Source organism: Rhizobium sp. FKY42 (assembly GCF_005222835.1).
Lineage (GTDB): Bacteria > Pseudomonadota > Alphaproteobacteria > Rhizobiales > Rhizobiaceae > Neorhizobium.
The window spans coordinates 102,982-129,353 of record NZ_STGA01000003.1 but is presented as its reverse complement, the minus strand read 5'-3'; the positions used below and the strand labels follow the sequence as shown (position 1 = coordinate 129,353).

General features: G+C 56.5%; 28 protein-coding genes. 19 read left to right on the top strand and 9 right to left on the bottom strand.

Going from position 1 to position 26,372, the window contains the following annotated elements; genetic code table 11:
* Positions 1-59 precede the first annotated feature (59 nt).
* The 6 genes from E8M78_RS01665 to E8M78_RS01640 all read left to right on the top strand — a co-directional run bounded on the left by E8M78_RS01665 (position 60) and on the right by E8M78_RS01640 (position 5,740).
* Entirely contained in the window at positions 60-992 is a 933-nt protein-coding gene (locus tag E8M78_RS01665; protein WP_246658191.1) for an iron-siderophore ABC transporter substrate-binding protein, read from the top strand.
* Positions 989-2,017, top strand: coding sequence for an iron ABC transporter permease (locus E8M78_RS01660; RefSeq protein ID WP_137133404.1), 1,029 nt, complete (start codon positions 989-991; stop codon positions 2,015-2,017). The genes E8M78_RS01665 and E8M78_RS01660 overlap by 4 nt, the downstream gene beginning before the upstream one ends.
* Complete coding sequence (locus E8M78_RS01655; RefSeq protein ID WP_137133403.1) at positions 2,014-2,997, top strand: iron ABC transporter permease; 984 nt, start codon at positions 2,014-2,016, stop codon at positions 2,995-2,997. Before E8M78_RS01660 ends, E8M78_RS01655 begins: the two co-directional genes overlap by 4 nt.
* Positions 2,987-3,781, top strand: a complete 795-nt coding sequence (locus tag E8M78_RS01650) for an ABC transporter ATP-binding protein (RefSeq protein ID WP_246658184.1) — start codon at positions 2,987-2,989, stop codon at positions 3,779-3,781. The genes E8M78_RS01655 and E8M78_RS01650 overlap by 11 nt, the downstream gene beginning before the upstream one ends.
* Positions 3,782-4,161: 380 nt before the next feature.
* A complete protein-coding gene (locus E8M78_RS01645; protein WP_137133402.1) occupies positions 4,162-4,704 on the top strand; it encodes an RNA polymerase sigma factor in 543 nt (180 codons plus the stop codon).
* 79 nt (positions 4,705-4,783) lie between these two features.
* Positions 4,784-5,740 carry a FecR family protein gene (locus tag E8M78_RS01640; RefSeq protein WP_137133401.1) on the top strand — a complete coding sequence of 319 codons (957 nt, stop codon included), beginning with the start codon at positions 4,784-4,786 and terminating at the stop codon, positions 5,738-5,740.
* 423 nt (positions 5,741-6,163) lie between these two features.
* Here the strand turns inward: E8M78_RS01640 and istB are convergent, their stop codons facing one another.
* The 3 genes from istB to E8M78_RS01625 all read right to left on the bottom strand — a co-directional run bounded on the left by istB (position 6,164) and on the right by E8M78_RS01625 (position 9,382).
* Positions 6,164-6,922: an IS21-like element helper ATPase IstB gene (istB, locus tag E8M78_RS01635; RefSeq protein WP_137133400.1), complete on the bottom strand. Its 759-nt coding sequence runs from the start codon at positions 6,920-6,922 to the stop codon at positions 6,164-6,166.
* Positions 6,919-8,415: an IS21 family transposase gene (gene istA, locus E8M78_RS01630; protein ID WP_137133399.1), complete on the bottom strand. Its 1,497-nt coding sequence runs from the start codon at positions 8,413-8,415 to the stop codon at positions 6,919-6,921. The genes istB and istA overlap by 4 nt, the downstream gene beginning before the upstream one ends.
* A 196-nt stretch (positions 8,416-8,611) precedes the next feature.
* Entirely contained in the window at positions 8,612-9,382 is a 771-nt protein-coding gene (locus E8M78_RS01625) for a LuxR C-terminal-related transcriptional regulator (RefSeq protein ID WP_246658183.1), read from the bottom strand.
* A gap of 395 nt (positions 9,383-9,777) precedes the next feature.
* Here E8M78_RS01625 and E8M78_RS01620 point away from each other — a divergent pair, with 395 nt between their 5' ends.
* The 6 genes from E8M78_RS01620 to E8M78_RS01595 all read left to right on the top strand — a co-directional run bounded on the left by E8M78_RS01620 (position 9,778) and on the right by E8M78_RS01595 (position 14,470).
* Positions 9,778-10,203, top strand: a complete 426-nt coding sequence (locus E8M78_RS01620; protein ID WP_137133398.1) for a helix-turn-helix transcriptional regulator — start codon at positions 9,778-9,780, stop codon at positions 10,201-10,203.
* A 7-nt stretch (positions 10,204-10,210) separates the two neighbouring features.
* Entirely contained in the window at positions 10,211-12,010 is a 1,800-nt protein-coding gene (locus E8M78_RS01615) for a hypothetical protein (RefSeq protein WP_246658182.1), read from the top strand.
* An 11-nt stretch (positions 12,011-12,021) separates the two neighbouring features.
* Positions 12,022-12,240, top strand: coding sequence for a hypothetical protein (locus E8M78_RS01610; protein ID WP_137133397.1), 219 nt, complete (start codon positions 12,022-12,024; stop codon positions 12,238-12,240).
* Positions 12,176-13,414 (top strand): YcaO-like family protein, encoded by a 1,239-nt coding sequence (locus E8M78_RS01605; protein ID WP_246658181.1) that lies wholly within the window; start codon positions 12,176-12,178, stop codon positions 13,412-13,414. The genes E8M78_RS01610 and E8M78_RS01605 overlap by 65 nt, the downstream gene beginning before the upstream one ends.
* Positions 13,411-14,115, top strand: coding sequence for a TfuA-like protein (locus tag E8M78_RS01600; protein ID WP_137133395.1), 705 nt, complete (start codon positions 13,411-13,413; stop codon positions 14,113-14,115). Before E8M78_RS01605 ends, E8M78_RS01600 begins: the two co-directional genes overlap by 4 nt.
* Positions 14,116-14,233: 118 nt before the next feature.
* Positions 14,234-14,470, top strand: a complete 237-nt coding sequence (locus tag E8M78_RS01595; protein WP_137133394.1) for a hypothetical protein — start codon at positions 14,234-14,236, stop codon at positions 14,468-14,470.
* A gap of 25 nt (positions 14,471-14,495) precedes the next feature.
* Here E8M78_RS01595 and E8M78_RS01590 read toward each other — a convergent pair whose 3' ends face one another.
* Positions 14,496-15,113, bottom strand: a complete 618-nt coding sequence (locus tag E8M78_RS01590; RefSeq protein WP_137133393.1) for a BA14K family protein — start codon at positions 15,111-15,113, stop codon at positions 14,496-14,498.
* 162 nt (positions 15,114-15,275) lie between these two features.
* Here E8M78_RS01590 and E8M78_RS01585 point away from each other — a divergent pair, with 162 nt between their 5' ends.
* Positions 15,276-16,532: a glycerate kinase gene (locus E8M78_RS01585; protein ID WP_137133392.1), complete on the top strand. Its 1,257-nt coding sequence runs from the start codon at positions 15,276-15,278 to the stop codon at positions 16,530-16,532.
* Here the strand turns inward: E8M78_RS01585 and E8M78_RS01580 are convergent.
* A complete protein-coding gene (locus tag E8M78_RS01580; RefSeq protein WP_137133391.1) occupies positions 16,524-18,257 on the bottom strand; it encodes a peptidase M14 in 1,734 nt (577 codons plus the stop codon). The genes E8M78_RS01585 and E8M78_RS01580 overlap by 9 nt on opposite strands.
* Before the next feature lie 145 nt (positions 18,258-18,402).
* On the opposite strand from E8M78_RS01580, the gene E8M78_RS01575 reads away from it, so the two are divergent.
* Complete coding sequence (locus E8M78_RS01575) at positions 18,403-19,089, top strand: GntR family transcriptional regulator (protein WP_137133390.1); 687 nt, start codon at positions 18,403-18,405, stop codon at positions 19,087-19,089.
* Here E8M78_RS01575 and E8M78_RS01570 read toward each other — a convergent pair.
* A complete protein-coding gene (locus tag E8M78_RS01570) occupies positions 19,072-19,653 on the bottom strand; it encodes a TetR/AcrR family transcriptional regulator (protein ID WP_137133389.1) in 582 nt (193 codons plus the stop codon). The two genes, E8M78_RS01575 and E8M78_RS01570, sit on opposite strands and share 18 nt — an antisense overlap.
* A 179-nt stretch (positions 19,654-19,832) precedes the next feature.
* On the opposite strand from E8M78_RS01570, the gene E8M78_RS01565 reads away from it, so the two are divergent.
* From E8M78_RS01565 to E8M78_RS01550, 4 genes are all read left to right on the top strand, one after another.
* Positions 19,833-20,333, top strand: a complete 501-nt coding sequence (locus E8M78_RS01565; RefSeq protein WP_137133388.1) for a (2Fe-2S)-binding protein — start codon at positions 19,833-19,835, stop codon at positions 20,331-20,333.
* A complete protein-coding gene (locus tag E8M78_RS01560; protein WP_137133387.1) occupies positions 20,330-21,388 on the top strand; it encodes a xanthine dehydrogenase family protein subunit M in 1,059 nt (352 codons plus the stop codon). Before E8M78_RS01565 ends, E8M78_RS01560 begins: the two co-directional genes overlap by 4 nt.
* Positions 21,378-23,642 carry a xanthine dehydrogenase family protein molybdopterin-binding subunit gene (locus E8M78_RS01555; protein WP_137133386.1) on the top strand — a complete coding sequence of 755 codons (2,265 nt, stop codon included), beginning with the start codon at positions 21,378-21,380 and terminating at the stop codon, positions 23,640-23,642. The genes E8M78_RS01560 and E8M78_RS01555 overlap by 11 nt, the downstream gene beginning before the upstream one ends.
* A gap of 100 nt (positions 23,643-23,742) precedes the next feature.
* Positions 23,743-23,934, top strand: coding sequence for a hypothetical protein (locus tag E8M78_RS01550; protein WP_137133385.1), 192 nt, complete (start codon positions 23,743-23,745; stop codon positions 23,932-23,934).
* A 63-nt stretch (positions 23,935-23,997) separates the two neighbouring features.
* Here E8M78_RS01550 and E8M78_RS01545 read toward each other — a convergent pair whose 3' ends face one another.
* Positions 23,998-24,225, bottom strand: a complete 228-nt coding sequence (locus E8M78_RS01545; RefSeq protein ID WP_137133384.1) for a sensor histidine kinase — start codon at positions 24,223-24,225, stop codon at positions 23,998-24,000.
* A 2-nt stretch (positions 24,226-24,227) separates the two neighbouring features.
* Positions 24,228-24,431, bottom strand: coding sequence for a hypothetical protein (locus E8M78_RS01540; RefSeq protein WP_137133383.1), 204 nt, complete (start codon positions 24,429-24,431; stop codon positions 24,228-24,230).
* A 263-nt stretch (positions 24,432-24,694) separates the two neighbouring features.
* On the opposite strand from E8M78_RS01540, the gene E8M78_RS01535 reads away from it, so the two are divergent.
* Positions 24,695-25,573 (top strand): DMT family transporter, encoded by an 879-nt coding sequence (locus E8M78_RS01535; RefSeq protein WP_170973289.1) that lies wholly within the window; start codon positions 24,695-24,697, stop codon positions 25,571-25,573.
* Positions 25,574-25,578: 5 nt separating this feature from the next.
* On the opposite strand, the gene E8M78_RS01530 is transcribed toward E8M78_RS01535, so the two are convergent.
* On the bottom strand, positions 25,579-26,283 hold the full coding sequence (locus E8M78_RS01530) for a pirin-like bicupin family protein (protein ID WP_170973288.1): 705 nt from the start codon (positions 26,281-26,283) through the stop codon (positions 25,579-25,581).
* Positions 26,284-26,372: the final 89 nt, after the last annotated feature.

The following is a 26,372-nucleotide window of genomic DNA, read 5'->3' as shown; positions in this document are numbered from 1 at the left end:
TAGCAACTCGGTTGCGGGGCTTGCCACCGCAACCGTTTTTCAGTTTCCGGCAATCAATGGTGTTTGTCTTGCGCTTCTATCTCTGTCTCTTCGCATTTCTGCTTACCGGTTCGCTGGCGCAGGCCGCCTGTACGGGAAAGGCGCTGACTGAAGAGATCTACAATCCGCCATTTTGCATTCCCGAAGCACCCAAACGCATCGTAACGCTGGACCCGTTGATAACGCTTGGAATGCTGATCGAGCTGGATGCGCCGGTTATCGCCACGCCGTATATGGCAATCACTGAGGACGCTGTTCTGGAGGTGGTGAAGGCACAAAAGATGGTTGATCTCGGCAATCCAAAAGAGCCGAGCCTCGAGCGGGTTGCCGCACTCAAACCCGATCTCATCATCGGGTCAGCGGAAGTTCATTCCCGGATTTACGAACAAGCTGCTAAAATTGCGCCAACGGTGCTGTTCAAACACATGGATTGGAAGGTCTATCTGGAGCGGCTTTCTGAGGTCACCGGGCGCGAAGGTGTCGCGAAGAATGCTCTGGATGCCTACAACCGCCGGGTCGCGAGCGTTCGCGAACGCATGAAGGACAAAAAGCTAACTGTATCCTCCGTTCGGTTGGCTCCTGATCGTTTTGTCGTCTTCGTTGATGGCCCCAAGGCTTACGCACCTTTCGCAATACTGCATGAGGCTGGCGTGAAGCGGACCGCTTATGAAACCGTGACGGATGACACCATCGTCAAGCGGCCCGATTGGGAGGAACTCGCCAATCTTGATGGAGATGTGCTGTTTTACGTATCCGCCAGTGGCTTTGATAGCGGACCCGATGACGCACTGGAAAAGCAGGTTACGGAAAATCCCCTTTGGCAGCTGCTGCCAGCGGTGCAGGCGGGCCGCGCCTACCGGGTGGATCGGGGGCCATGGCAGAGTTTCCACGGGATCAGTTCAGCAAACCGCATTCTGGATGATGTCGAGCGCTTCATCCTCGCCACTCCATGAGTGACCTCAAGGCAGGCCCGCTTGCTGGGACAGGTGCCGGTCGCCTGCTGGCGCTCGCCTGCCTTGCGTTGCTGCTTTCAGCCGCTGCACTGGGTGCTGTTGCGCTTGGCGCGGCTACGATGCCACCTGCCAAGATCCTCTCGGCCATATTCGCTTTCGATGGCTCGCGCGATCATATCCTGATCACCGGCATTCGCCTGCCCCGTGTTCTTGCAGCACTTCTTGCAGGAAGCGCACTGGCCGTTGCGGGTGCCATCATGCAGGCCGTCAGCAGCAATCCGCTCGCCTCGCCAGACCTGCTCGGCATCAATTCCGGCGCGGCGTTTGCGGTCGTTTCCGTCATGTCCGCCTATGGCACTGGCATAGGCGATTTATACGTCTGGCTGGCCTTTGTGGGCGCAGCCGCAGCAGCAGGTATTGTGTATGCACTGGGTTCGCTCGGTGCCGGTGGACATTCGCCGCTGCGCCTTGTTCTTGCAGGTGCGATCATCACAACCTTTCTGACCTCGGTGACCACCGTTGTGCTGATTTTCGATCAAGGTACACTTGATGCAGTCCGCTTGTGGACGGCAGGGTCGGTAACGGGGCGGAGCATGGCGCAGGTGAAAACCGTCACGCCCTATATCCTTGTCGGCCTAATCACCGCGCTGCCATTTGGCCGCCATCTCACCACACTCAGTCTGGGTGCGGATGCATCACGCGCCCTCGGGCAGAGCCCCGTTCTCTGGCGAGGGTTATCGATTGCGCTGGTCATTCTGCTTGCCGGAGGCGCAGTGGCTTTGGCCGGTCCCATCGGCTTTGTCGGTCTGTTAGTGCCGCATTTGGTGCGGATGTGCATCGGCGTCGATTATCGCTGGGTCGTGCCATTTTCGGCAGTGACCGGGGCACTTTTGGTCATAGTCGCCGATATGGTGGGGCGGCTTGTCTTTGGAAGCCAAAGCTTTCCAGTTGGCGTGACAATCGCGTTGATCGGCGCACCGTTTTTCCTCTATCTCGCGCGCACCCGGCTAAGGGGAGACGCATGATCCGGCTGCTTGTCGTCCTGATCGGCGCGCTCGCGCTTTTAGTCGCAGCCAGTCTCGCCTTTGGCGATGTGCCGTTGGGCTGGGATGAACTCTATCGGGTTCTGGCGCGAACGGGGCAGGCGCAAATGCAAAGCGAAATGATTGTGTGGGATCTGCGCCTGCCCCGCGTTCTGCTGGCAGCGCTGGTGGGCGCGGCGCTGGCGACCGCGGGCACCATCACACTGGCTGTCATGCGTAACCCACTAGCCGAACCGGGCGTTCTGGGCATTAACAGCGGGGCAGCAGCAGCAGCCATGGGCGTGATTGTTTTGATGAATGATCCACCCGTAGGGCTCTTGCAGGTCGCGGGCTTTGCTGGCGCCTTGGCAATGGCGCTGGCCGTCTATGCGCTTGCCTGGCGCAGCGGCACCTCGTCGCTGCGTATTATCCTGATCGGTATTGGCCTTTCCTCACTGGCGACTTCTTTCACCACATTCCTTTCCGCCTTCGGGGATATCGGCGATGTGCAGCGGGCGCTGATCTGGCTGGCGGGCAGCGTCTACGATGCCAATATGGTCAAGGTTCGGATGCTTGCTCTTTGGTTGATCATACCGCTCATCCTGGCCTTTCTCGCTTCACGCGAACTGGATCTCATTCGATTTGGCGATCACGGAGCGCGAAGCCTGGGCCAGCCGGTTGATCTCGTTCGCAGCTTGATGATTCTGCTGGTCACGCTGCTTTCCGGTGCAGTCATCGCGGTTGCTGGCAACATTGGCTTTGTCGGGCTCGTGGCGCCACATGCCGCGCGCAGACTGGTCGGGGCCTCCCATTCACGACTTCTGCCCGTTGCAGCCCTTGTAGGGGCAGGCCTCGTGGTTGCAGCCGATCTGATTGGCCGTGTCATTGTGCCGCCCGCACAGCTCCCGGCAGGAATCGTCACCGGGCTTATCGGCGCGCCCTTCTTTGCTTATCTACTTTGGGGACATCGCCATGGCAAATGATATGCAGCCTTCAGCAAAGTTAGCCAGCAAGGACGTGGATATTGCCTACGGTCATCGCCTTATCGTGGAAAACCTCAATCTCGCTATTCCGGCAAGGCGTTTTACGGCACTGCTTGGCCCGAATGGCAGCGGTAAATCGACCATATTGCGCACTTTCGCTGCCCTTCTGAAGCCCTCAACGGGCAGTATTTTGCTTGATGGGCGTGATGTAGCTCGGCTTTCTACACGGGAGATGGCGCGCAAGTTTGGCGTGCTTCTGCAAGGCCCCGTGGCGCCGGAGGGATTGACCGTGTCCGACCTGGTGCGGCAGGGTCGTTATCCGCACCAATCGCTGTTCAGCCGATGGTCTGCGGAAGATCAACAGGCTTGCGACGAAGCCATGGTGCTGACAGGCACGGTGGATTTGGCCAACCGCATGCTGGATACGCTTTCGGGTGGTCAGCGGCAGCGTGCATGGATTGCCATGACGCTCGCGCAGCAGGGCGATACCCTCTTGCTTGATGAGCCAACCACCTATCTCGATCTCGAACATCAGATTGAACTGATGAAATTGATCACGATGCTGGTTGCCAAGCGTGGAAAAACCGCCGTCGCAGTGCTGCACGACATCAATCAGGCAGCGCGCTATGCGCAACATCTTGTGCTCTTGAAGGCGGGGAAAATTAGTGCGGCGGGCGCACCGCTTGATGTGCTATCTCCAGACATCATCGAGGATGTCTTCAAGGTCAAGAGCGTCGTGTTTCAGGATCCTGTCACCGGAACCCCCATGTGCATCCCGCTTTAGACACTGCCTAATACGGGTGAAATCCCGCCTTTTTTCGATAAGACCAATGGACGGAACCAGGAAAAGCGTCTGCCAGCTCGGCGGCGAGCTTGGTGGACTGTGGGCGCAAAACAGAGTCACCCAAATATCACACTGCCCACTGTTTTTGCACGCATCATTGCGCGCCCTACAACCTGGCACATCCGTCCTGAGCGGAATTCAAACAAAGAAATCAAACACAAAGATGAGTTTTTCAGTCTTGTTTTTCTTCGCGATAAGTCAGCGCACATTCATTTTTATAAGCTATTGCTCTTGAACGTTTTTTTGAGATTCGATAGCCAGTTGCCAGGGGAGTTCAGGCGTGTGCGGAACTCCATATCTGGTTTGGGAATAGTGTGACAATGTCGAGCTCTTCACCTGCAGCACGCATTTTGGACAGCGTTGACAGCAACGAATTGCTGAATCGCGCCATGGAAGCCCATTACGCCGATATGACCAGTGCAGTTCGGCGGCGCGGGCATCCAAGTGCCACCGCGCGTGATGTGGTGCATGACCTTTACCTGAAGCTGGCCGCGCGACCGGATATTCTTCGCAACAAACGCTCGATCAAGGCTTTTCTCTGCCGGGCCGCCATCAACCTCGGCATTGATAGGCAGCGCCGCGAAGCCAAGGAAGCTCGGCTCTTTTCCGGTTCGGAGCGCGAAGCTCTTTCCATGGCAAGCAACTGCAACGCGCCGGATTATACGCTGGAGGTGGAAGCACGGCTTGCGCAACTGCGCGAGGCAATTGAGGAGCTGCCTGAACGGCGTCGTGTTGTCTTCATTCTCCACCGTCTGCACCATTTTACGCCAGACCAGATCAGTCTCAGACTCAATATCTCTCGCAATATGGTAGACCGGCATTTGCGCCGCGCTCTCGCCCATTGCCTTGACCGTATGCTCTAAATTCTGCATCTCAACACGGGTAGTCCCAAACCCCAGATGTCAATCGTCTAGAGGTTAATGGATACCTCTGGAGTGAGCCATGCCAATCAAGGCAACGAGTGACAGTCAGAAAAAGCGCAACCGCGAAGCGGCTGATTGGCTTTTGCGCAATAGCGACCCAAACCAGTCGCCGACGGAACGCGCTCATTTCGAAAAATGGCTCGCGCGCGACCCCGAGAACTGTCGAACTTACAGCGCGGCGGAGCGCCTGCTGGGCGATGCCAGCCGCGTCATTGAGGCTGACCCAGCGCTTAAAAACATCAAGGTGAAGCCACAGAACCGGACAAAACCGGTTTCGCTGACCCTCGCTGCGCTTGCAATTGCCACCGGCCTGTTCTTCGCACTTGATGGTCCGATACGCCTGCAAGCCGATGTCATTGCCGGTACAGACGAAATGCCGCTTGTGACTTTGGAAGACGGCTCAGAGGTTCAGCTCAACGCCTCATCCGCTATTGCCGTAGATTTCACTGAAAAGCGCCGCAATATCCGCCTGCTTCGCGGCCAGGCCTTCTTCCAGGTAGCCCCGGTAGCCGACAGACCGTTCACGGTCATGGCGGGCTTAACCCGCGTCACTGCGCTCGGCACGGCGTTCGATGTGCGCTACGGCGATGCCGACACAGAAGTGACCGTTACGGAACATTCGGTACAGGTCGAGTTCGATGCGCAAGGCGTAAACCCCGTCTATGTCAACAAAGACCAGCAGGTCGCCTATCATTATGAAAAACAGGAGCGCGTGATTTCACCGATCGATGGCAATCTTGCGCTGGCTTGGCGTAGAGGCCAGATCGCTTTGGATAACGCGCCACTTTCCTATGTGATTGAGGAAATGAACCGTCATCTGAAAGGTAAGATCGTTGTTGCAGATTCCGCGCTCGCCAATCGCCGTGTCAGCGGCACGATCAAGATTGCAGATACCGATAGCGCACTCGCCTTTGTCACGACGGCGCTTGGCGTGCGGGTAACTCACATCGGACCTCTCATTGTTATTAGCCGCTAGAACATTTTGGTGCATGAATATTTGTATACATTCGTATGCGTGAGTGCGGGGCGGACGGCATCGTCAATTTAGCGAAGCGTGGATGGCGTTGTGGCATGTAGAGCCATGACGGCACTGTAAATTTCACGGTCTGCGATAGCGGTGTGCGATGTTGCGGCGTGACCACTCTCCTTTGTGAACCCGTGGAGACTGTACCTGGAGCAAATCCGGTTGCAGGAGGGATTCCTGTTTTCTGCAAATCATGAGCTTCTTCTTTCATGACGAAGCGCCGACTGCCCATGGCCGAGCATGCTGTCAACGGCGGAGTAAAAACCGGCCACTTGGCGGCGCAAAAGTCGGCCACCTTGGCGCGCGCATGAGACCCGCGGGAGGGCGTAGCCCGAGCGGGGGTCTCATGCGCGCGCGGCGATTTTTTGAGAGGTCTCAGCCGGCCTTTCGGGCGCGGCTTTGGGCGAGACGATAGCTGTCGCCGTTCATCTCGAGGATGCTGACATGGTGGGTGATACGGTCGAGCAGAGCGCCGGTGAGACGCTCCGACCCCAAGGTCTCGGTCCATTCGTCAAACGGAAGATTGCTGGTGATCAGAGTGGCGCCGCGTTCATAGCGTTGCGAGATCAACTCGAAGAGCAACTCTGCGCCGGTTTTGGAAAGCGGCACAAAGCCCAGTTCATCGATGATGAGAAGCTGGTAGGCGGACATCTGTTTCTGGAGCCGTAGCAGTCGCCGCTCGTCACGGGCCTCCATCATCTCGCTGACCAGCGCGGCGGCGGTGGTGAAGCCGACGGATAGACCCTTCTGGCATGCGGCCAGGCCGAGGCCGAGCGCCGCATGGGTCTTACCTGTACCGCTTGGCCCGAGGGCGATGACATTCTCCCGCCGCTCGATCCACTCGCAACGCGCCAGTTCCAGCACCTGCATCTTGTTGAGCTTGGGGATGGCTGCGAAGTCGAAACTGTCGAGGCTTTTGACGACCGGGAACTTGGCCGCCTTGATGCGGCGTTCGACCTTACGGCGATCCCGTTCGATCATCTCCCGCTCGGCAAGCCGGAATAGGTATCCGACATGATCGACGCCTTCGGTGGCGCACAGCCGGGCCAGCTTCTGATACTCACGCTGGAATGTCGGCAGCTTCAGGGTCTTGAGATAGTGTGCGAGAAGGATCTCCGGCGCTTCGGTGCTCATGCCGCTTCTCCCGCATCCGACGACAGGAGGCGCATGTAGGCCTTCGCCGAGGTCGTCTCGACCGTCGCCCTCGGCAGGTAGGGATAGATGGACAGGTTCAGTCGCGGCGGCCGGCGTTCCACCCGGCACAGGATCAGATGCTTGACGGCGTCAAAGCCGATGGCTCCGAGTTGGAGGCCCTGCTTCACCGCCGCGTGAAGGTCGGCAAGCTCAAAGCTCTCCAGCAGGCGCAGGACCTGAACATACTCACGCCGGCCATGCTTGGCCATGCGGCCCTCCATCAGACGGCGCAGCGTGGCGAATTCCTCTGGCAGGTCCCAACCCTGGAGAGGGGCCGCCTGATCCAGCGAATTGATCTTCTGCTCGATCAGCGGCAGATAATGAACAGGGTCGAAGATGACGTCTTCGCGCTCCCAGCACCGCGGATGGCGAGCAATGACCTCGCCGTGGCAGCCGATCACCACTGCATCGACATAGCCGCGGACCCAAACATCCTGATGGCCGTAGGCGACCGGGACGGAATAGTCGTTGGTCTTGTAGCGAACGAACGACTGGGCCGTGACTTTCGCACTCGCCTGGTCGCAGGCATCAAACGGCGACGCCGGCAAGGGGCGCATGGCGGCCAGATCACGCTGCAGCCGTTCTCCGATCGTCTCGCTCTCGCCGCGCAGCCGGTCGCGCTGGCGTTTGCGGCACTGCTCTTCCAGAAAGGTATTGAACGCTTCCCATGTCGGAAACTGCGGGATCGGAACCATGAAGTTGCGCCTGCTATAGCCAACGAGCCCCTCGACGTTTCCCTTGTCGTTGCCCTTGCCTGGCCGCCCGTAACGATCCCGGATCAGGTAGTGGGACAGAAACCCGCTGAACAGTGTTGCCCGCTTGCGGGCGCCATCGGGCAGGATCTTCGCAACAAGGCAGCGGTCATTGTCGTAGACGATCGATTGCGGCACGGCCCCGAAGAAGGCGAATGCATGGACGTGGCCGTCGATCCAGGCCTCTGCCACGGCTGCAGGGTAGGCCCGCACGTAGCAGCCGTCGCTATGAGGCAGATCGAGCACGAAGAAATGCGCCTTCTGCTCCACGCCGCCAATCACCACCATCGCTTCGCCGAAATCGGCCTGCGCATGGCCTGGTGGATGAGCCAATGGCACAAACACCTCCTGGCGACGCTGATCCCGCTCACGCATATAGTCCTTGATGATCGTGTAACCGCCCGTGAACCCGCACTCGTCACGTAGCCGGTCGAACACACGCTTGGCCGTATGGCGCTGCTTGCGCGGCAGCTTCACGTCCTCATCAAGCCAGTGATCGATCGTCGAAACAAACGCATCAAGCTTGGGCCGCCGGATCGGTGATTGCCGCTGATAGCCGGGTGGCGTCGAATAGGACAGCATCTTGGAAACGCTGTCGCGCGAAATGTTGAAATGCTTTGCAGCCTGACGCCGGCTCATTCCTTCAGAACAAGCCAAACGAACCCTCAGATAAAGTTCCACGGTATAAATCCCCAGCCCTCCTGCATGCGTCACAGAAGGAAAATAGGTGGCCGACTTTTACGCCGCCCGAGGCGGGACTATCCCGCCGCTACCGTGGACTAATTTGCACCGCCGCTCTCACCTCCGGTTTGCTCCAGAGATTCAGATTCACCGCCGTTTGAAAAGCAAAAGGAGTCACCGTCACTGGGGAGGCGTATCAGTCAATCAAACCTCTACGAATTGCCTCGGCGATGGCTTGCGTCCGATTTGTGGCTCCGACCTTTTTCGTTGCATTTTTGATGTAAGTATTAACGGTATCCGCCTGGTATCCGCTTTCACTTGCTATCTGCTCGCTTGTCAGACCGCCGGACGCCAATCGAAGACAAGTCACTTCCCCTTGGGAAAGCTTGAGTTCAATCGCTGCGAACTTTCGCATCAATGGACCGGTAATTTCGTGGTGCGTGGCCTGCGCAATAGCATGGAGAAAGGCAATCTCGTCAGCGTCAAATGGGACCGAACGCGTAAAACCCACCGACCCATAGACAAGATCGCCTCTGCGAATGGGGAAGACTGTCCTGTTTCTGACATTGAAGGTCTCAAGCAAATAGGCAAGACGCCCGTTCGGAAGTGCACCCCTGACCACCTCTGACTCTAGAACAACGCGATGTGCTTTTTTGCAGGCGATGACAAAAGGATCAGTCAGGTAGAACTTGTCTTCGTAATAGGCTTCCAGAAATGCCGGCGGAAAATCAGTATCAATTGATTGTGCGGTCCCAAAGTGAAAGCCCTCGATATCCAGACCGCTGACCATGACGTAATCAAAATCGACAGCCTTTCGGAGCCGCGCAATGAAGGCATTATTGTGGATAAAGCGATGGCGAGGGACGGAACTGAGATCGACGAAATCGTCCAGGTCGTCCGCACGGCGGAATAGGGGTCGGTTCAACATGAATTCACCTGAGTCTTTAACACATTTCTTGTGCTGCAACTGGTTAATGAATCATAAATCATTCATAGCGACTTGAACGACGCGCATCGTCGCGACCGTCGCACCTAGCTAATCTAAATGCTCCAAAAGAATCAGCCGAATGGAGGAAACTACTTTTCAAAAACAGCGAACACCCGGTTCTGCATTTGCGCCCACGCTAGAACATACTGGCGATGCGCGGCATAAATCCCGTTACCGGATCCATTCAAGCACTACTAACCTGAGCCGATCCACAACCTCTCCATTGACAAGTTAATGCCAAGTCGCATTCCATCAATTTCGCGCAAGAATGCAACAGGAGATCGAGAATCTAATTCCCAGTCAACGGAAAATAGTTGCGTCAGGAACAAAATAAGCGCAATGTACGTACAGGTAGATGTTTTTCCGGATCTAAAATGGTAAAGAAAACTCCAAATCCGATAGATGTTCATGTCGGCTCTCGTATTCGTCTTCGCCGCACTATGTTGGGGATGAGTCAAGAAAAGCTGGGCGATAGTCTCGGCATTACGTTTCAGCAAGTTCAGAAATACGAAAAGGGTGCAAATCGCGTCGGTGCAAGTCGGCTCCAGCATATTGCAGAAATACTGAATGTTCCGATCCCTTTCTTCTTTGAAGGAAGTCCGGGCGCCATGGAAGACGATGGCAAGCAGGAATCCTCAGCTGATTTCATGAATTCCAAAGAATGCGTTGCGCTTGCTGCCGCTTTTGCAGCCATTGAAGACAAGCGTGTTCGCCAGTCCATTCTGGGGCTTGTTCGTAGTCTTTCCAAAGAACAGTCTGTACTTGCAGATGTGAGCGATCTGACATTCGCTTCGCATTGAGTGCAATATGTCCTTACGGCTGACCACTCTGGGCGGCTGCCAATTGCGGGATGAGGCGGGGCAGACAATTGCCGCGCCTTACCTGTCTCTGGTTTTGCTTGCATACTTGTACTCGTCAGAAACACAGGTTGCGCGCAGGAGCGCTGCGCAGCTCATATGGTCGGGCAATCCCGATGCCGCTTCAACAAATCTTCGCTCCGCCCTGCGCAGATTGTCTCAAGCAATTGGCGAGAACAGGGCGCCCGTGATTGAAGCGGACGGCGCCTACCTTACGCTGAATCATCAAGCTCTGACTTGTGACCTGGAATTCGAAACAGCCGAAATCTCTGCCGACAATCTCAATCTTTGCAGCGATGCCGTCGCCAAGGTGTTCCTGCCCATGGAAGGCCGCACGTCTGCGCAACTTTCCATCTGGGTGAAAGATGTCAGACAGCGTCACGTTGCTTTTCTGCGCCAGCAATTCCTGAAGGCGGCCGATAACCCTGAAAAAATAGCACGCTCGGATCTTAGGCGTGCGGCAGTCCTGTTGTTGGAACACGATCCGGGCGACGAGGAGATTCGCCGACGTATCTCTGTAACAGAGGGACAGGAGCAGCAACGCGTTGCGGCACAGCCGTCCGAAGCACAAAAGTTCATGGCACCTCCGCCGTCCGGTGATCTCTGGCTAGTGCCGCGGATAGCACTCCTTCCGCCGGATACGGCAGTCAGCGCACAAAAGGCAGGTTCAGTCGCTAACGCGCTGATCGAAGATCTGACAATCGGGCTATGTGCCAGCAGGGCGGTTTCTGTCGTGGCACCCTACACGTCCGAACGAATTCGGAGTTCACGCGACAAGGCGGCCATTCTCGAACGCCATAAGATAACTTACGTCTTGGATACGCAGCGAACCGAGGATGCTCTGTTCGTTCAACTCGTATTCCTGCCGACAGATGAAATTATCTGGGCGACGCGTTTCAAGCTTGATCCCGGCGAAATAGCGGGTCAGCGACAAACCATAACCGATGCAGTCCAGACGTCTCTTGTCAGACAGTTGCATTCGACACAGACCATGGCTTTGGACGTCAGCAACCAGCCCGAAGCCTACGTTTCCTTTCTTCGGGGATTACAGGATCTATCGCACATGTCTCTGCCGTCCATAAGGCGCGCAAGAAGACACTTCAAAGCCTCGCTTGAGATTGATCGGAACTTTGCTTCGTCGCTTGCTGGCCTTTCGCGGACCTTCAGCATGGAATGGATACTGACAGCACGCGGCGATCAGGAACTGTTGCAACAGGCAGTTAGGCTTGCCGATCAAGCTGTCAGCAACAACGACCAGTCGGCAGGAGCCTTCAAGGAAGTCGGTGTCAGTCACTTGTTCATGGGACGGATCGATGAAAGTCTTGAGGCACTTGAAAAGGCCGAAACCTTAAGCCCGCATTATGCAGATGTACTCTTCAGTCATGCGGATAGCTTGGTACATGCCAGCAAACCGGCAGATGCACTCCGCAAAGTCTTGAGTTCGATCGAACTGAACCCCTTGCCCCCGGATCCCTATTTCTGGGCGGCCGCGGGCGCATGCTATTTTCTAGGGGAGTTCGGCAAAGCGCTTGATTTTATCGGACGCATGCGAGACAGCAAACCGGCAGATCGGCTGGCAGCGGCCTGCTGGGCCATGCTAGGCGATACCGGTAAGGCTCGAACTTACAGGCTGCGTGTTCTCAGAAACAACCCGGATTTTGATTTGGAACGCTGGGTTGCAGTGCTGCCACACAAGGAGAAGTGGCAGACAGAAATGTATCGTGAAGGGCTTATTAAAGCCGGTTTTTAAAGGAGAAAAGCATGGCAAAATTGGTTATTCTGAGCATCGTGGGTGAGAGCCAGCTATATGCAGCGGATCTCGAGGCTGGGACGGTTGTGCCGGTCACCGGTCAGCCAACCGGCGAGCTTGCATCTTTGATTACGCTTGCGCAATCAGGTGCAGTCGTGACCAAGGGTGTCAAGGCTGCGATTGCGCTTGAGTCCTCTTCATCCATCGCTTCGAGCTTCCACGAAAGCTAAGAAGGACTTGCTTCTTCGTACCTGTTCTGCTGCGGAGACTTATGGAAAAGTAGCCGCTTTTCTTTCCAGACTTGGAATTACGCGTGTCGCACGTCAGACGGATCTCGATCGCATCGGGATTCCAGTTTGGTGCGCGTTCACGCCCAACGCCAAGTCCATCGTAATTGCGAATGGAAAGGGCCTCGACGACGGCAGCGCCAAAATCTCTGCAGTCATGGAAGCGATTGAAAGATCAATCGCTTCCCAGGCTGCTTGCGAAACAATGCGCGCTTCTCCAGCAGATCTTCGCCGGATCGGGCGGAACTTCGATTGCCTGGACTGCCTCCTCGCGCCGGGGGCCAACGTACTTAAAGACGATGAGATCATCGACTGGGCATTGGCCAAAGATCTCTTGATGGGAACGCAAGTCTGCCTGCCCCATCAGGCGGTCACCATGGACCGAACGATTCTGCGGCCTCGTTATTGGCAAAGTTCAGACGGATTGGCATCCGGAAACACCCAGACAGAAGCAATACTGCACGGATTGCTGGAACGCGTAGAGCGCGATGCACTGACCCTGTGGGAAGTGACTCGTTCTCCCATGCGCTTTGAAGAGCGCATCGATCCTGACACAGGCGGCCCAGAAATGGTTGGCCTGCTCCGGCGTATTCAACAGGCGCAGATGCAGATCGCCCTTTTCGATATTACGAACGATACAGGAATCCCTGTCGCGTGCGCCATGCTCGGACCACAACAGCTTGACGGCAGAGGCTTGCGACATGTCGATGTCACGCTCGGCGCAGGTGCAGGACTATCGCTGGAGGCTGCAGCGATACGCGCCGTTACAGAGGCGGCACAGTCTCGAATGACATTCATCGCTGGCGCTCGAGACGATCTCTTTCCGGAATTGTATCAGCGTCCGCTCTCAGATGACCATAAACTCGCATTCGAGAGCCAGTGCAAAGCAACTTTATCGGATTCCGGGCTCACCGATGCACACTCTCCGGAACAGGCGCTCGATCTTGTTCTTTCGGCATTGCAGAAATCAGGCCAGAGAAAACTCTATGCCGTCGATCTGACCCCTGGCTGGTTACCAGTATCAGTCGTTAAAGTTGTGGCGCCGGATCTCGAAAACCCGGAAGGCGAGCGGCGAACCCGCTATGGCGCGCGGGCTCTGTCGAAGGCTCTGCAATGAAGATCGTCTTTGTAGGGCCCACGCTTCCCGACGCAGCCGAGCAAACTGGCAATGGTACCAATATTATCATTGCACCTCCTGCAAAGCAGGGAGATGTCATGGACGCCGTTTCCGCCGGCGCCACCGTCATCGGCATCGTTGATGGCTATTTCGAATATGTCGCGCCAGTGTGGCACAAGGAAATTCTCTACGCACTCAGTTGCGGTTGCACGGTATTGGGTGCTGCGAGCATGGGAGCACTTAGAGCTTGCGAATGCGCGGCCTTCGGCATGAAGGGCATTGGCCGGATCTTTGAGGATTACCAGGAGGGCCTGCGTTTTGATGATGGCGATGTGGCGCTACTGCACGGCCCCGCCGAGCTGAACTATCCACCCCTTACCATTCCGCTCGTCAATATTGACGCAACGCTTGGCAAGGCGCTTGAGCGATCTTTCATCGATGAGCATGAGAGAGACGCTCTGGCTTCGGCATCACGCGCACTCTTCTTTAAGGAGCGCACCTGGAAACGCATTGCACAGGCAAGCTCTTTTTCGATGGACCGTATTCGTGAAATGCTTACCGACTGCTCTGTCGATCAGAAGCGAGAGGATGCCCTGATGCTCATCCAAGAGCTTCAGCTTTGCGAAGACGATCGCAGGGCCCCGCCTGAATGGACTTTCCATACCACGCCAACATGGCGGCGCCTCTACGGAGAAATATGAGCAATTAAAGCTTTATTTCATCACTGAAGAAACGCGCCCGACGTGTGCAACGCTTTTGCAACGCGCCTGCAACGCAAAGCTATGCAATGGTTCCAACAGTTGGAACGAGGCAAGCTCAATGAACGTGGTTTCCATGAATTTCGAAAACAACGAACGTCGCGATGAATTCTTCGCGCTGATCAACATGATAGGTTACGCTGTATCGATCGCGCATACGCTGGGATCACAAACTGCAGCGGAACACATGGATACAGCACGCGCCGCACTGATTAAACAACTTCAAGACGAGATGTCGAGCAATCTGTCTGCCGACAACATCAATCGTATTGCGACGGTCCGAGCGGGCCATTGCTGAAACGAATTTGCGGGGCATTGTTACCTCAATTGTAGGGCGACACGCAGGTTCGCCGTCCGCCCGAAAATGGCTGATAGCTGTTCGTTGAAACGTCGTAAGACCGGTAGCGGGCAGAGCACCATTCTGCATGTGTAGTTGAGGCGGTTACCGGATCCCTCGAGTCGTCCATGACAGCACCGGATGCGTATAGCTGCGTGTCGGACACGTTGGCCGTTTCAGATCCATCATTTCGTAGGGCGCACAATCTGCGAGGGCCGCCATCAAATGGCTGATAGGTATTGTCCTCCAATCGATAGGATCGATAGCGATTGCTGCAGGCGTCAATGCCCGCAATGTCGATCTTTGAAGCTGCGACCGCTTCCTGAAAAATATCCGATTGGGCCGGAAGCGCGCGGGACCCTGCAATCAGCTTTGCAGGGTCTTCCACCGACTTCACCTCAGCATACTGAACGCCTGGCACTCGTTCAAAACGGGACGTGTCATTCACTGCTACCGGCTGCGTTGTCCACAACTCTGGCGCACTCATATCGAGGCTCGAAACGGGCTGGTTTTCCTTCAGGGCTTCATCCGCAATGGCGATCGCAATGCCGAACGGAACAACCGCGAGCGTCAAATTGAGCGCAAGATTCGCTAAGGTTTTCAAGGCCGCTCTCCTGTCGTGAACTCGAATGACAGAATGCGAAAATCGCCGCGCTGTTCCCGAAAATGTGAAATATTACTAATTCAATCAAGCCGAGCAACCTTGCGGATTGACAGTTGATGGCTGGACTGTAGGCTGATTGCCACGCATTGTGGGGAGCTTGGCATGCATGACCGGACGTTATTGGCGGCAATGTTTCGGGCAGCGGTTAGCGCTGCAGATCCCAAGAGCGCTTTAGCGCGTCATCTCCCTGAGCCGCAAACCTCCGGAAGAACGGTGGTGATCGGAGCAGGCAAAGGGGCCGCCCAGATGGCCGCAGCACTGGAAGAGCTCTGGCCGAAACCTTTGACCGGCGTCGTCGTGACCCGCTACGGCTATGGATGCAGCACCCGCTTCATCGATGTTGTCGAGGCTGCCCATCCTGTTCCAGATGCAGCAGGGTTGGATGCGACCCAACGCCTCTTCGACACCATCAGTAATCTTAACGAAGAAGATCTCGTCATAGCGCTAATATGCGGCGGCGCTTCTGCGCTCCTGCCCTGCCCGCCCAACGGGCTGACGCTGGATGACGAGATTGCGTTGAACGAGTCTCTCCTCGCGTCTGGCGCGCCGATATCGGCAATGAACACGGTACGCAAGCATTTCTCCGGCATCAAGGGCGGTCGGCTGGCGGCAGCAACAAAGGCGCGGGTCGCAAGTCTCATCGTGTCCGACATACCCGGTGACAATCCGGCCTTTGTCGGCTCCGGCCCAACCGTTCCCGACTCCACCAGGCGAGCAGACGCACTAGCGATCATCGAGCAATACGCAATTTCACTGTCCCCGCGGATGATGGCACATCTCCAGTCGGCAGGTGCGGATGCTCCTCTTCCGGCCGACCCGAAGTTTGCGCGCAATTCCATCAGCATCATCGCGTCGGCACGTCTCTCGCTGGAAGCCGCAGCTTTGACGGCCTCGCAAGCCGGCATCACGCCCCACATTCTGTCGGATTCCATCGAAGGCGAAGCACGGGACGTCGCGAACGTTCATGCAGCGCTTGCGCGCGAGATCTATCAGCGTGGTAGACCATTCAGCAGGCCTTGCGTTCTGATTTCAGGTGGCGAGACAACGGTGACGATCCGGGGACAGGGAGGGCGTGGTGGGCGCAATGGGGAATTTGCACTGGCCGCCGCCTTGGGGCTTCAGGATTTGGAGGCAAGCCTGATCGCTGCGGATACCGACGGCATTGACGGATCGGAGAGTAATGCCGGCGCCTTTGTTGACGGCACAACCGTGCAGCGCATGCGCGAAGCTGGTATCGATGCCCGGGAACTCCTGAGTCGGAATGACAGCTATCCAGCCTTCGAAGCAATTGGCGACTTGTTCGTCACTGGACCGACCGGAACGAACGTCAATGACTTCCGCGCAATCATCTTACGTTGATGCAGACCTTCGAATTTCCTGCCAGGACTGATACGCTGCGAGAACGGTTTCCATTTGCACTGTATGCGCGGCAATAAATGGCGTGCCATAGAGCGTCTCATCCGGATATTCCGTGATCAAGGTCACGGGGAAAAGACCCTGATCGCTGACTGTGATCATGCACGGAAACCCGTTCACAAGCGTAAAGCCGTTCGGTCCGGCATGCATTTCGAAGAGTGCGCGCTGGCGACCGTTCATATCCATCAATTCTTTCTGGCTCGCCAACCGGCGCGTCACTCTATCCAGCAACGCCATCGCTTCAACCATTGCTTTCTCATGATGCCGCAGGATGAGAAAGAACCCCTTCGGGATCATCCACGCCGGGAAGCCACGCGGCACATAACCGGTCAAAGGTCTGGTCCATTCGTGTGCGGGGTATCCGTGCAGATTAATGTGCAGCCTAGCGCCTGTTTGTCCCTGGGCCTGTATTCGCAAGCGCTTTTCGAAGATGAGCGCGTCATCAGACCCATTGCGATATTCCAGATCGTCTCCGAGCGCAGTGTAACGTGCGGCATGGCTCATATGAGAAGGGTTTCCAGCAGACAACCGTCCTTGCAAGGCATGACCGTCAGGATTCTCGCAAGGAATGACGGTGAAATGGGCGGCAGACGAGGTTGATAGAATGCGAGCCGCACGCAGCGCCCCCACTATTCCGGATGTCTCATTCGCATGTTGCCCGCCGCTGATCAGGATAGGCGCGTCTGTCCCCTTCAGATAGCGCGCATGAACCAGGCGACCCACAACCGTCTCGCAAGTGAGTGTTTCTCCTGGCAGGCTATTGAGTTCGGTCACGATCTGCGCCTCGCCAAGCGCCTGCTGCGCTTCGTCAAGAGGCTGGGCCTCGCCTATTCGCGCGCGCCGATCATAGGGCCGGAGTTCTATCGAGAGCTCGGGGCACCCGGTTGCGAAGATAATTTCGGGCACGATCTGTCCCGGCCTGACATTGCGATCACCGAGCATCTTGCCGGACTTCAGCGTGAAATATTCGAGGGCAGAGAAATACAGATCCTCATGTAGCGCTTCACGCAGGCTCATGGTTTCATCCAGGGACGGCAGTGGCTCATCCATCTGCGGGAGTTGGACGGAGAAGTTCAACTCCTCGAAAAACGGCCCCTCGCTTCTCCATGCATGGGCGGCGATGACCGCCATCGCATCCTTGTAGATCTCCTCGAAATCCGTCTCTATCCGTTGATCGAGGCCTCGCGCTGGCACTCTGAGCCAGCCAGTCGGCGCCAAGACCTGCTGTCCCGTCAGGTCGCGGTAAACGCGGTTTGGCGCATAGATCGCGCGGGTATGGACGTCGTTCCCGACGGAAAGTTCAACATCGTAGCACAGATCCTCACCGACCGCCTTCGGTCGCAACTCAAGGGATCGAGATCCAACAAGGGCCGCCAGGGGATATGCCTCGAGACGAAACCGTTTCGCATCCGCGAACGACGAGACGGGATAGCTGACGCTGACCGCGGTCACGTCCGACAGGTCAATTTCTTCCAGAAAAGCATTCACCAGCGGCTTGTAGGCAGAACGTGCGCGTAACTCGATCCCGCGGCTTTTGGCCTCGACCTCCATCTGAAGGCGAGTTTGCCTGTCATCGAAGCTCCAGACTTCGGCCAGATCACCATCTCGAAGCAGGTTCATCACGCGGTCGAACATCCGGTCGTAGGTCTTTTGGAAAAGTCGAACCATCCGTTCGCCCTCGTCGTGATCCAATGGCTATCTGCCTACCATGCATTGGCTACGGCGGAAATGCGAAGCTGAATTACACGTGACGGCGCCAAGGCTTGATGCTATCGATCCGCATCTTTACTATCACCGATGGAATAACTGACGCATGAAGAAGGCGATGCCGACAGACAAGTCGGGACAGGCGAGCGAGCCAGTCCAAACCCTGGCTGAACGCATTGCTGGCAAAATTCGGGAACGTGTCATTTCGGGCTGTTTGACAGCGGGCAGCCATCTCTCGGAAATTGCTCTGTGTGATGAACTGGGCATTTCGCGCAATACGTTGCGAGAGGTGTTTCGCCTCTTGACGAAGGAAGGCCTGCTTCGCCACGAAGCCAATCGGGGGGTGTTCGTCAGCACTCCAAGCATGGCCAGCATCGTTGATATCTACAATGTTCGACGCATGATCGAATGTCAGGCTATAGCCAACGCTCACCCCAGGCATCCGGGGGTCGCGAAAATGCGGGCCGCAGTCGAGGAAGCCGTTCGCTACCGGGACGCGGGCGAATGGCTGCAGGCCGGAACCGCCGATATCGCCTATCATGCGGCCGTAGTCGAGCTGGCGGACAGTCCTCGTCTCAATGCGTTTTTTGCACAGATAGCTCTGGAACTTCGACTTGTCTTCGGCCTGCTGCGCGATCCAGAATACCTTCACGCGCGCTACGTGGACAAGAACCTGCTGATACTGTCAGAACTGGAAGCGGGTCAGACAGCTAAGGCAGCAGATATACTGCGCGACTATCTGTTCGATGCCGAGCGTTTCATTCTCGGCGCCTATTCACGCCTTGGCTCTTAGCCCATCCAGAAAGATGTCAAGCAACTTCAGCGCCTTGGCTTGCCAATTTTCCTCGGGTTGCGCGTAATAGATCCCGATCAGCGTCCGCAGCAGATCCTCCGCTGAGATATCGTTTCGTAGACTTCCCTCGGCTATTGCACGTTTGAGCAACATATCGAGTGCTTCCACCATGCGCGCTGTCGAGGAAGCCTTGAGTTGGGGGTTGCCGTAGACCGCCAATTGTAGGGTCTGCATCATCCCTTTTTTTGTAGCAACAAGCCTCACATTGGCCTGAAGCCATTGCCTGAGCGCCGCGAGGGCGTCAGTCTCATGACCCAAAGTCAAGGCCAGATCGCATAGCTGGTCAACCTCATGGCGGTAAACTGCCTCAAAGAGTTCTTCCCGTGACGGGAAGTGCCGATAAAGCGTACCTATCCCCACGCCCGCTTTTTTCGCCACCGCTTCAAGGCTGGCCTGCGGTCCCCCTGCGCTGAAAATTTCCGTCGCGGCCTTGAGCAGAATTTCACGGTTACGCACCGAGTCTGCTCGCGGTTTGCGTCTTGTCTTCTTCGCTTCAGGGACCATTTCCAATTTCTGACTTAAGCCTCTTTCTAAACGGAGGGTGCCTCCGTATATTGAGTTTGTAAAGCAGAAGCTGACGCACTGCTTTTTCGGCCACGATGGCAATTCAAAAATTCAAACTGCCGGACATACCATCAATCGCGGTTCAAATCTCAACATCACTCTTTCTGAATGGGGTACGCATGTCACTCTCCATCAGCCTTACCATAAATGGAGACGCAAGAACGATTGTTCTTGAAGATCCACGCGTGACGCTGCTCGATCTTCTGCGTGAACGCCTGCAACTGACCGGAACCAAGAAGGGTTGCGACCGAGGGCAGTGCGGCGCCTGTACCGTTCTCGTGGACGGTCGCCGGATCAATTCCTGTCTTACGCTCGCAATGACCGTCGATGGGGCTCACGTCACGACGATTGAAGGCCTGGCAACAGGCGATGAACTTCATCCGGTTCAGGCAGCGTTTCTTGAGTGTGATGGCCTGCAGTGCGGTTATTGCACGCCGGGGCAGATCATGAGTGCCGTCGGCCTGATCGCCGAAGGGCAAGCTGCGGGTGATCCAGAGCGGGTTCGAGAACTGATGAGCGGCAATATCTGTCGATGCGGTGCCTATAAGGGCATCACGGAAGCCGTTCTTGTCGCGATCGAAAAAGATGCAACAACCTCCAAGGAAAGGGATGCGGCATGAACCTGTTCGACTATGTCCGAGCATCCTCAGTCGATGAAGCTGTTGCCGCCGGTGCAAAGCCCGGCGCGCGTATTCTGGCGGGTGGCACAAACCTTGTGGATCTAATGAAGATGGGCGTTGCAGAACCGGCTACGCTCGTCGACATCACCCGCCTTGAGGAGTTGAAGCGCATCAATTGGCTATCGGATGGCAGTGTGCGCATTGGATCGCTCGTGCGCAATTCAGACCTGGCTTACGAAACGCACTTCGCCAAAACGTTTCCCATGGTTGCAGAGGCTTTGCTATCCGGCGCCTCAGCTCAGTTGCGCAATGCCGCAACGGCGGGCGGAAACCTTCTCCAGAAGACACGCTGCTCCTACTATCAGGATGTGGCCAGCGCCTGTAACCGACGAAATGCTGGCTCTGGCTGCGATGCACGCCAAGGTCTCAATCGCCTACACGCGGTCCTTGGCTGGAGCGATCACTGCATCGCCACCCATCCTTCCGATTTCTGCGTCCCGCTTGCGGCGCTTGACGCGGTGGTCGAGGTAACTGGCAAGGGAGGCTCCCGCGAGATACCGATAGAAAGCTTTCACCTTCTGCCGGGAGATCAACCGGGCAAGGAAAACGCACTCGAAGAAGGCGAACTGGTTACGGCAATCCGCATCCCGGCAGACGCATCACGATTTGCAGCGCATAGCCGTTATCTGAAGCTTCGCGAGCGTACCTCCTATGCCTTTGCCGTGGTTTCGGCAGCCGCCGCCATGATGATTGAGGATGGTCGCATTCTAGAGGCTCGCCTGACCCTCGGCGCCGTTGCCGCCAAACCGTGGCGTTCGAGAGAGGCGGAAGCAGCGATGATCGGACAAATGCCGTCCAAGGACCTTTTTGATCATGCCGCCGGCATCGCTTTGCGGGAGGCCTCTCCCAGCGGAAACAATGCCTTCAAGATCGAACTTGCGCGACGCCTTGCCGCCAGAGCCTTGTCTGCCGCCAGTGCCGGAACACCTACTGCGATGCCAGCACTTCCTGGCTCGCCGTTATCGACATTCTCAGGAGATGCCCATGTCGCTTGACCATTCGTCAGACACTTCGGCAAGACCAACCACCCGTTACGGATCAAACTCAGGCCAAGCCCTGACCCGGCGTGACGGCCTCCTCAAGGTGACCGGACAGGCAACTTATGCCGCGGACAATCATCCCGCACAACTCGCTTACGCCGTCATGGTTGGCGCCACCATCGCCCGCGGCCACGTTACGGCCATGGATGTGGAGGCCGCCAGCCGACATCCCGGCGTCATCGAGATCTTCACGCCGGATAGCGCACCGCATTTCGCGCACGATCCGGATGAAAAGATGCCACCTTTCGGCTTTCGACTGGAGCTCTTGCAGAACCATTCTGTCCGTTACGCCGGACAGCCAATTGCTCTGGTGGTAGCGGAAACGCTGGAAGCGGCAACGGAAGGTGCGCGCCTGCTTAAACCCGCCTATGAGACAGAGGAAGCACGCACCACACTCGACAACGGCGTTGAGTTTGACCCGAAGGCGGTTGGAGTAGGTGGCCCGCCATCCACCTCCCACGGTGATCTCGATGCCGCCTTCGCCGCATCAGAAACGATCGTCGAAGCGGAATACTCAACACCTGCGCAATATCACAATGCCATGGAACCACATGCTGTTGTTGCAGAGTGGACCGACGATCACCTCACGCTCGACATGCCCAATCAGGCGCTGGCCATGAGTTGCGCCTCCTATGCGCGCTATTTCGACATTCCAGTCGAGAATGTCGTCATCCGGTCTCCATTTCTCGGTGGTGGTTTCGGTTCGAAGGCAATTCTCAATGGCCCGCAGATCCTGGCGATTGCCGCTGCGCGGAAACTGAAGCGCCCAGTCAAACTGGCGCTGACCCGTGCCCAGATGTATGGACCGGTCGGTCATCGTGGACAGACATGGCAAACGTTGCGAATGGGGCTATCCGGGAATGGCAGGCTAAAAGCGATCCATCACCGTTCGATATCTGCCACATCGAGCTTCGATGACTTTCTGGAACCTGCCGCCAATGCTTCGCTTCCGTTATACGCCGCAGATGCGCTGCTGGCAGAGCACAAAGGTCTGCGCCTTGATATCGGCACTCCCGGACCGATGCGTGCACCCGGCGAAGCAAGCGGATCCGCCGCGCTTGAAGTTGCCATAGACGAAGCAGCCGAAGCCTGCGGGCTGGATCCGCTCGAATTCCGTCTGCTGAATTACGCCGAGAGCGAGCCAGGCTCCGGCAGACCCTTCTCTTCCAAGGCACTGCGTGAATGCTATGAGCGCGGCGCAGAGGTATTCGGTTGGAAACAGCGCCCGCGCGCACCGCGCACGATGCAGGATGAAAATGGGCTGCTCGTCGGTTGGGGCATGGGTACGGCCGTGTTCCCCTGCCCCATGTTTCCGGCGCAGGCGCGGACCACCGTGCGGGCGGATGGCTCCGTTCTCGTGGAAACCGGCGGCGTAGACATGGGCCAAGGCGCGTGGACAGCACTGGCTCAGATTGCCGCGGAAGCACTGGGACTGGAAGCACACGAGATCGAATTCCGATCCGGCGTCTCAACGCTGCCGGATGCCGGGGTCGCTGGTGGATCAGGCCACACCGCCAGTGCTGGCCTTGCCTTGAGCAAGGCTGGTTTGAATGCGCTCGCAAAGCTTGCGGAAATCGCCGCCAACGATCCCGCATCCCCACTATTCGGTGCTGGCAACATCGGTGTTGTTCCCAGAGGCGGACGATTGGTCCGTCGTGACGATGAAAGCCGCGGCGAACGTTTTGCCGACATCCTGATACGGGCAAAGCAGAGCGAGGTTACCGGCGAAGCGAAGTCGATGCGAGAACCCGAGAATGCCGAAAAGTTTGCCATGTATTCGCACGGTGCAGTGTTTGCCGAGGTCAAGGTCGATCCCGATCTTGGGCAGATCCGCACCACCAGACTGGTAGGCGCCTTCGCCGCGGGACGCGTCATCAATCCCCGGCTGGTCCGCAGTCAGTATTATGGCGGGATGATCTGGGGAACATCGTTCGCCTTGCATGAAGCCGCATTCATCGACCACCGCACAGGCCGCGTCATGAACGCTGATCTGGCGGAATATCATGTTCCGGTGAACGCAGATGTTCCGTCGCTGGAAGCCATACTGGTTGCAGAGGATGATCCATACGTCAACTCCATCGGCGTCAAGGGGGTCGGCGAAATCGGCATCACTGGAACCGTAGGTGCAATTGCCAATGCCGTCTGGCATGCAACGGGCATGCGCGTGCGCAATTTCCCGATCCACATCGAAGACATTCTCGTCCTCTAATATTCGACGCCCCAGCCGCTTTGATTGAACGGCTGGGCCTATGATCCGGCAACGATTGAGATCGTATTCAAATCAGAACTACCAATGAGCGGATCCGCCGATGTTTCTGGATATGAAGAGCTATGGGCCAAGGCCGGAGCCACTGCCGCCCACACCATCGAAGCCAAACCTCAGCCCACGCGAGCAAAAAATCCTGGCCTGGGTCATCTGCTTTAACATCGTGGTCCTGTTCATAGCGCCGATCGGCGGCGCAACGGTCATCCACAGCCTGCTGGCGTTCATTTTTAAGTAAGACTTGAACGCATGTAGCGACCACAGAACCTATCTATCAACGCCAACCTGCTTCAAAGCATCCCTAAGTTGCAACAAATCGAAACTTCTGATCTTCAACAGACCATTCAATATCGACATATCCGTCAGGCACTGAAAGAGCTCCGTATTTGAGCGCATTTGTCGCAAGTTCGTGGATCGCAAGGGCAACGGACATAGCAGCATGAGGACCGACGCGCAGGTCCAGTCCTGAAAGAGTGAAGCGCAGTTTACCGCTTTCTTCGAAAGCTTCTAGCGCAGTTTCAATCACCATCTTCAGGCTTGCGCCTGACCAGCTTCCCCCCATAGCATGACAATCGGAACCGGAGACTGGATCAGCAGCGCAATCGCCGTTTTCAGAGATTGAGGCCAGGATGACACATCGCCCAGGGGTGTCTGGCGCCATTCAAACTTGCGGATGAGTGCGGCCATTTCGCCATCATGGCCAAGGAATTTGAACGGGTCGATCCTTCCAGGCATTCCAATACAACCCTGAGATTGACTTCACCCCTCAAGGTAGATGCATGTGAGCATCTGCCTTGAGTAGCAATTGCAGAAACTGATTGATCAACGCATTTGGATCAGAATGTACAAATTTGAATTGGTGTCTGGCACATAAAACCGGTAACGACGGGAACGAATTAGATATGCCTCAAATATCTGGTCCTGCCGCTCCTTGCCTCGTGGAGCAGGCGCAAGCCAAAATGAGGTGGCAGCTTGCACCAGTTAAAGAAGAATTAGCGATGTCAGAGACCCGGCCCAACTCACTCAAGGCAGCGGCGTGGATGCTGGCTTCAATCGCCCTGTTGCTCCTGATGGCAGTTTCAGGTCGTGCGACGACGAAAGAGCTGAACGTTTTTCAGGTCATGGAAATGCGATCTGTCATCGCATTTTTTATGCTGCTGCCATTCGTGTATCGGGAGGGTGGCTTCCGCGCCATGCGCACGCGGATCCTGTTCAGCCATATCGTCCGCAATGGTGCACATTATGTCGGCCAGTTTTTATGGCTCATGGGGCTGACCATGATTCCGATGGCGCAGGTGATCGCAATCGAGTTTACCGCGCCGATCTGGACCGCCCTGATGGCCGCAGCCTTTCTCGGTGAAAAGCTGACTTGGAGAAAATCGCTCGCGATTCTGCTGGGCCTCGTCGGCGTTATCATTATTGTCAGGCCCGGTGGCACAACCATCAATCCCGGCCAGCTCGTAGTCCTGGGTGCAGCCTTTGTCTTCGCGGTATCCTTTATCACGACCAAAGCACTCACAAGGCGTGACAGTGCCACCAAGATCATTTTCTGGATGCTGATCATCCAGTCGGTTATCGGCTTTACTCCAGCCCTCAATGTCTGGGTCTGGCCATCGGTCGGTCTGTGGCCCTGGATCTTTCTGATCGCGTTTTCCGGTACATTTGCCCATTTCTGCATGGCAAAAGCACTTTCCTATGCAGATGCCACCGTGGTGATGCCGATGGATTATCTCAGAGTGCCGCTTTCCGCCGTCATTGGTTATCTGCTTTATGCGGAAGCGATCGACGTGTTCACCGCCTGCGGCGCAGCCCTGATCCTGGCCGGCAACCTGTTCAACCTGCGCAGAAACAAGCCACTTCCTGCGCAGGCTGCCTGATACCATTAACGGTGCATATCGAACAGCAGCGCCTTCCCGTCAGTCACCCATTCAAGGTCGGGAACCGAACCAGCTCCCAACTGGATCCCTTCTCCCGACGAAAGACGCTCACCGTCGACCATCGCCAGACCCTCGATGTTATGCACGAAGGTCAACCGTTTGGGCGACGATGGTACAGGAAGCCGTGCCCCCTCCGTGACGTTCGCAATCAAGAGTCGAGTATCTGAATTCAGTCGCAGAGGCGCCTTCGCATCACCGCCTGCTGCAAGAACTTGCCATCCACCAGTCATCGCGTCTCCAATCGGCAAGGGCGCCTGCTGATACGTGGGCAGACCATTGCGAACATCCGGGATCAACCAGATTTGCAGGAAATGAGCAGGTGCGTCGGCTGAACCATTCATCTCCGAATGGCGCACGCCACTACCGGCATACATCAACTGAGCTTCACCGGGAGCAATGGTTGCGATATTGCCCAGCGTATCGCGATGTTCCAAGCGGCCAGATAGCACGATTGTCAGGATATCCATGTCGGCGTGCCCGTGTTCCGAGAAGCCGGATCCCGGCGCAATCCGATCTTCATTGATCACACGAAGTGCGCCAAACCCCATGCGGGTCGGATCCTGAAAACCCCCGAAGGAAAACGTGTGAAAGCTGTCAAGCCAACCGGTATTTGTACGACCGCGGCTCATATTTTCGTGGATCAGGGTCATCTTCATTTCCTTTCACGTTGGAAGCGAGACATTGCTTCCGTTGCGTGAAAGATGACATTTGCCAGATGACTTCAAAAGATGAACAATTA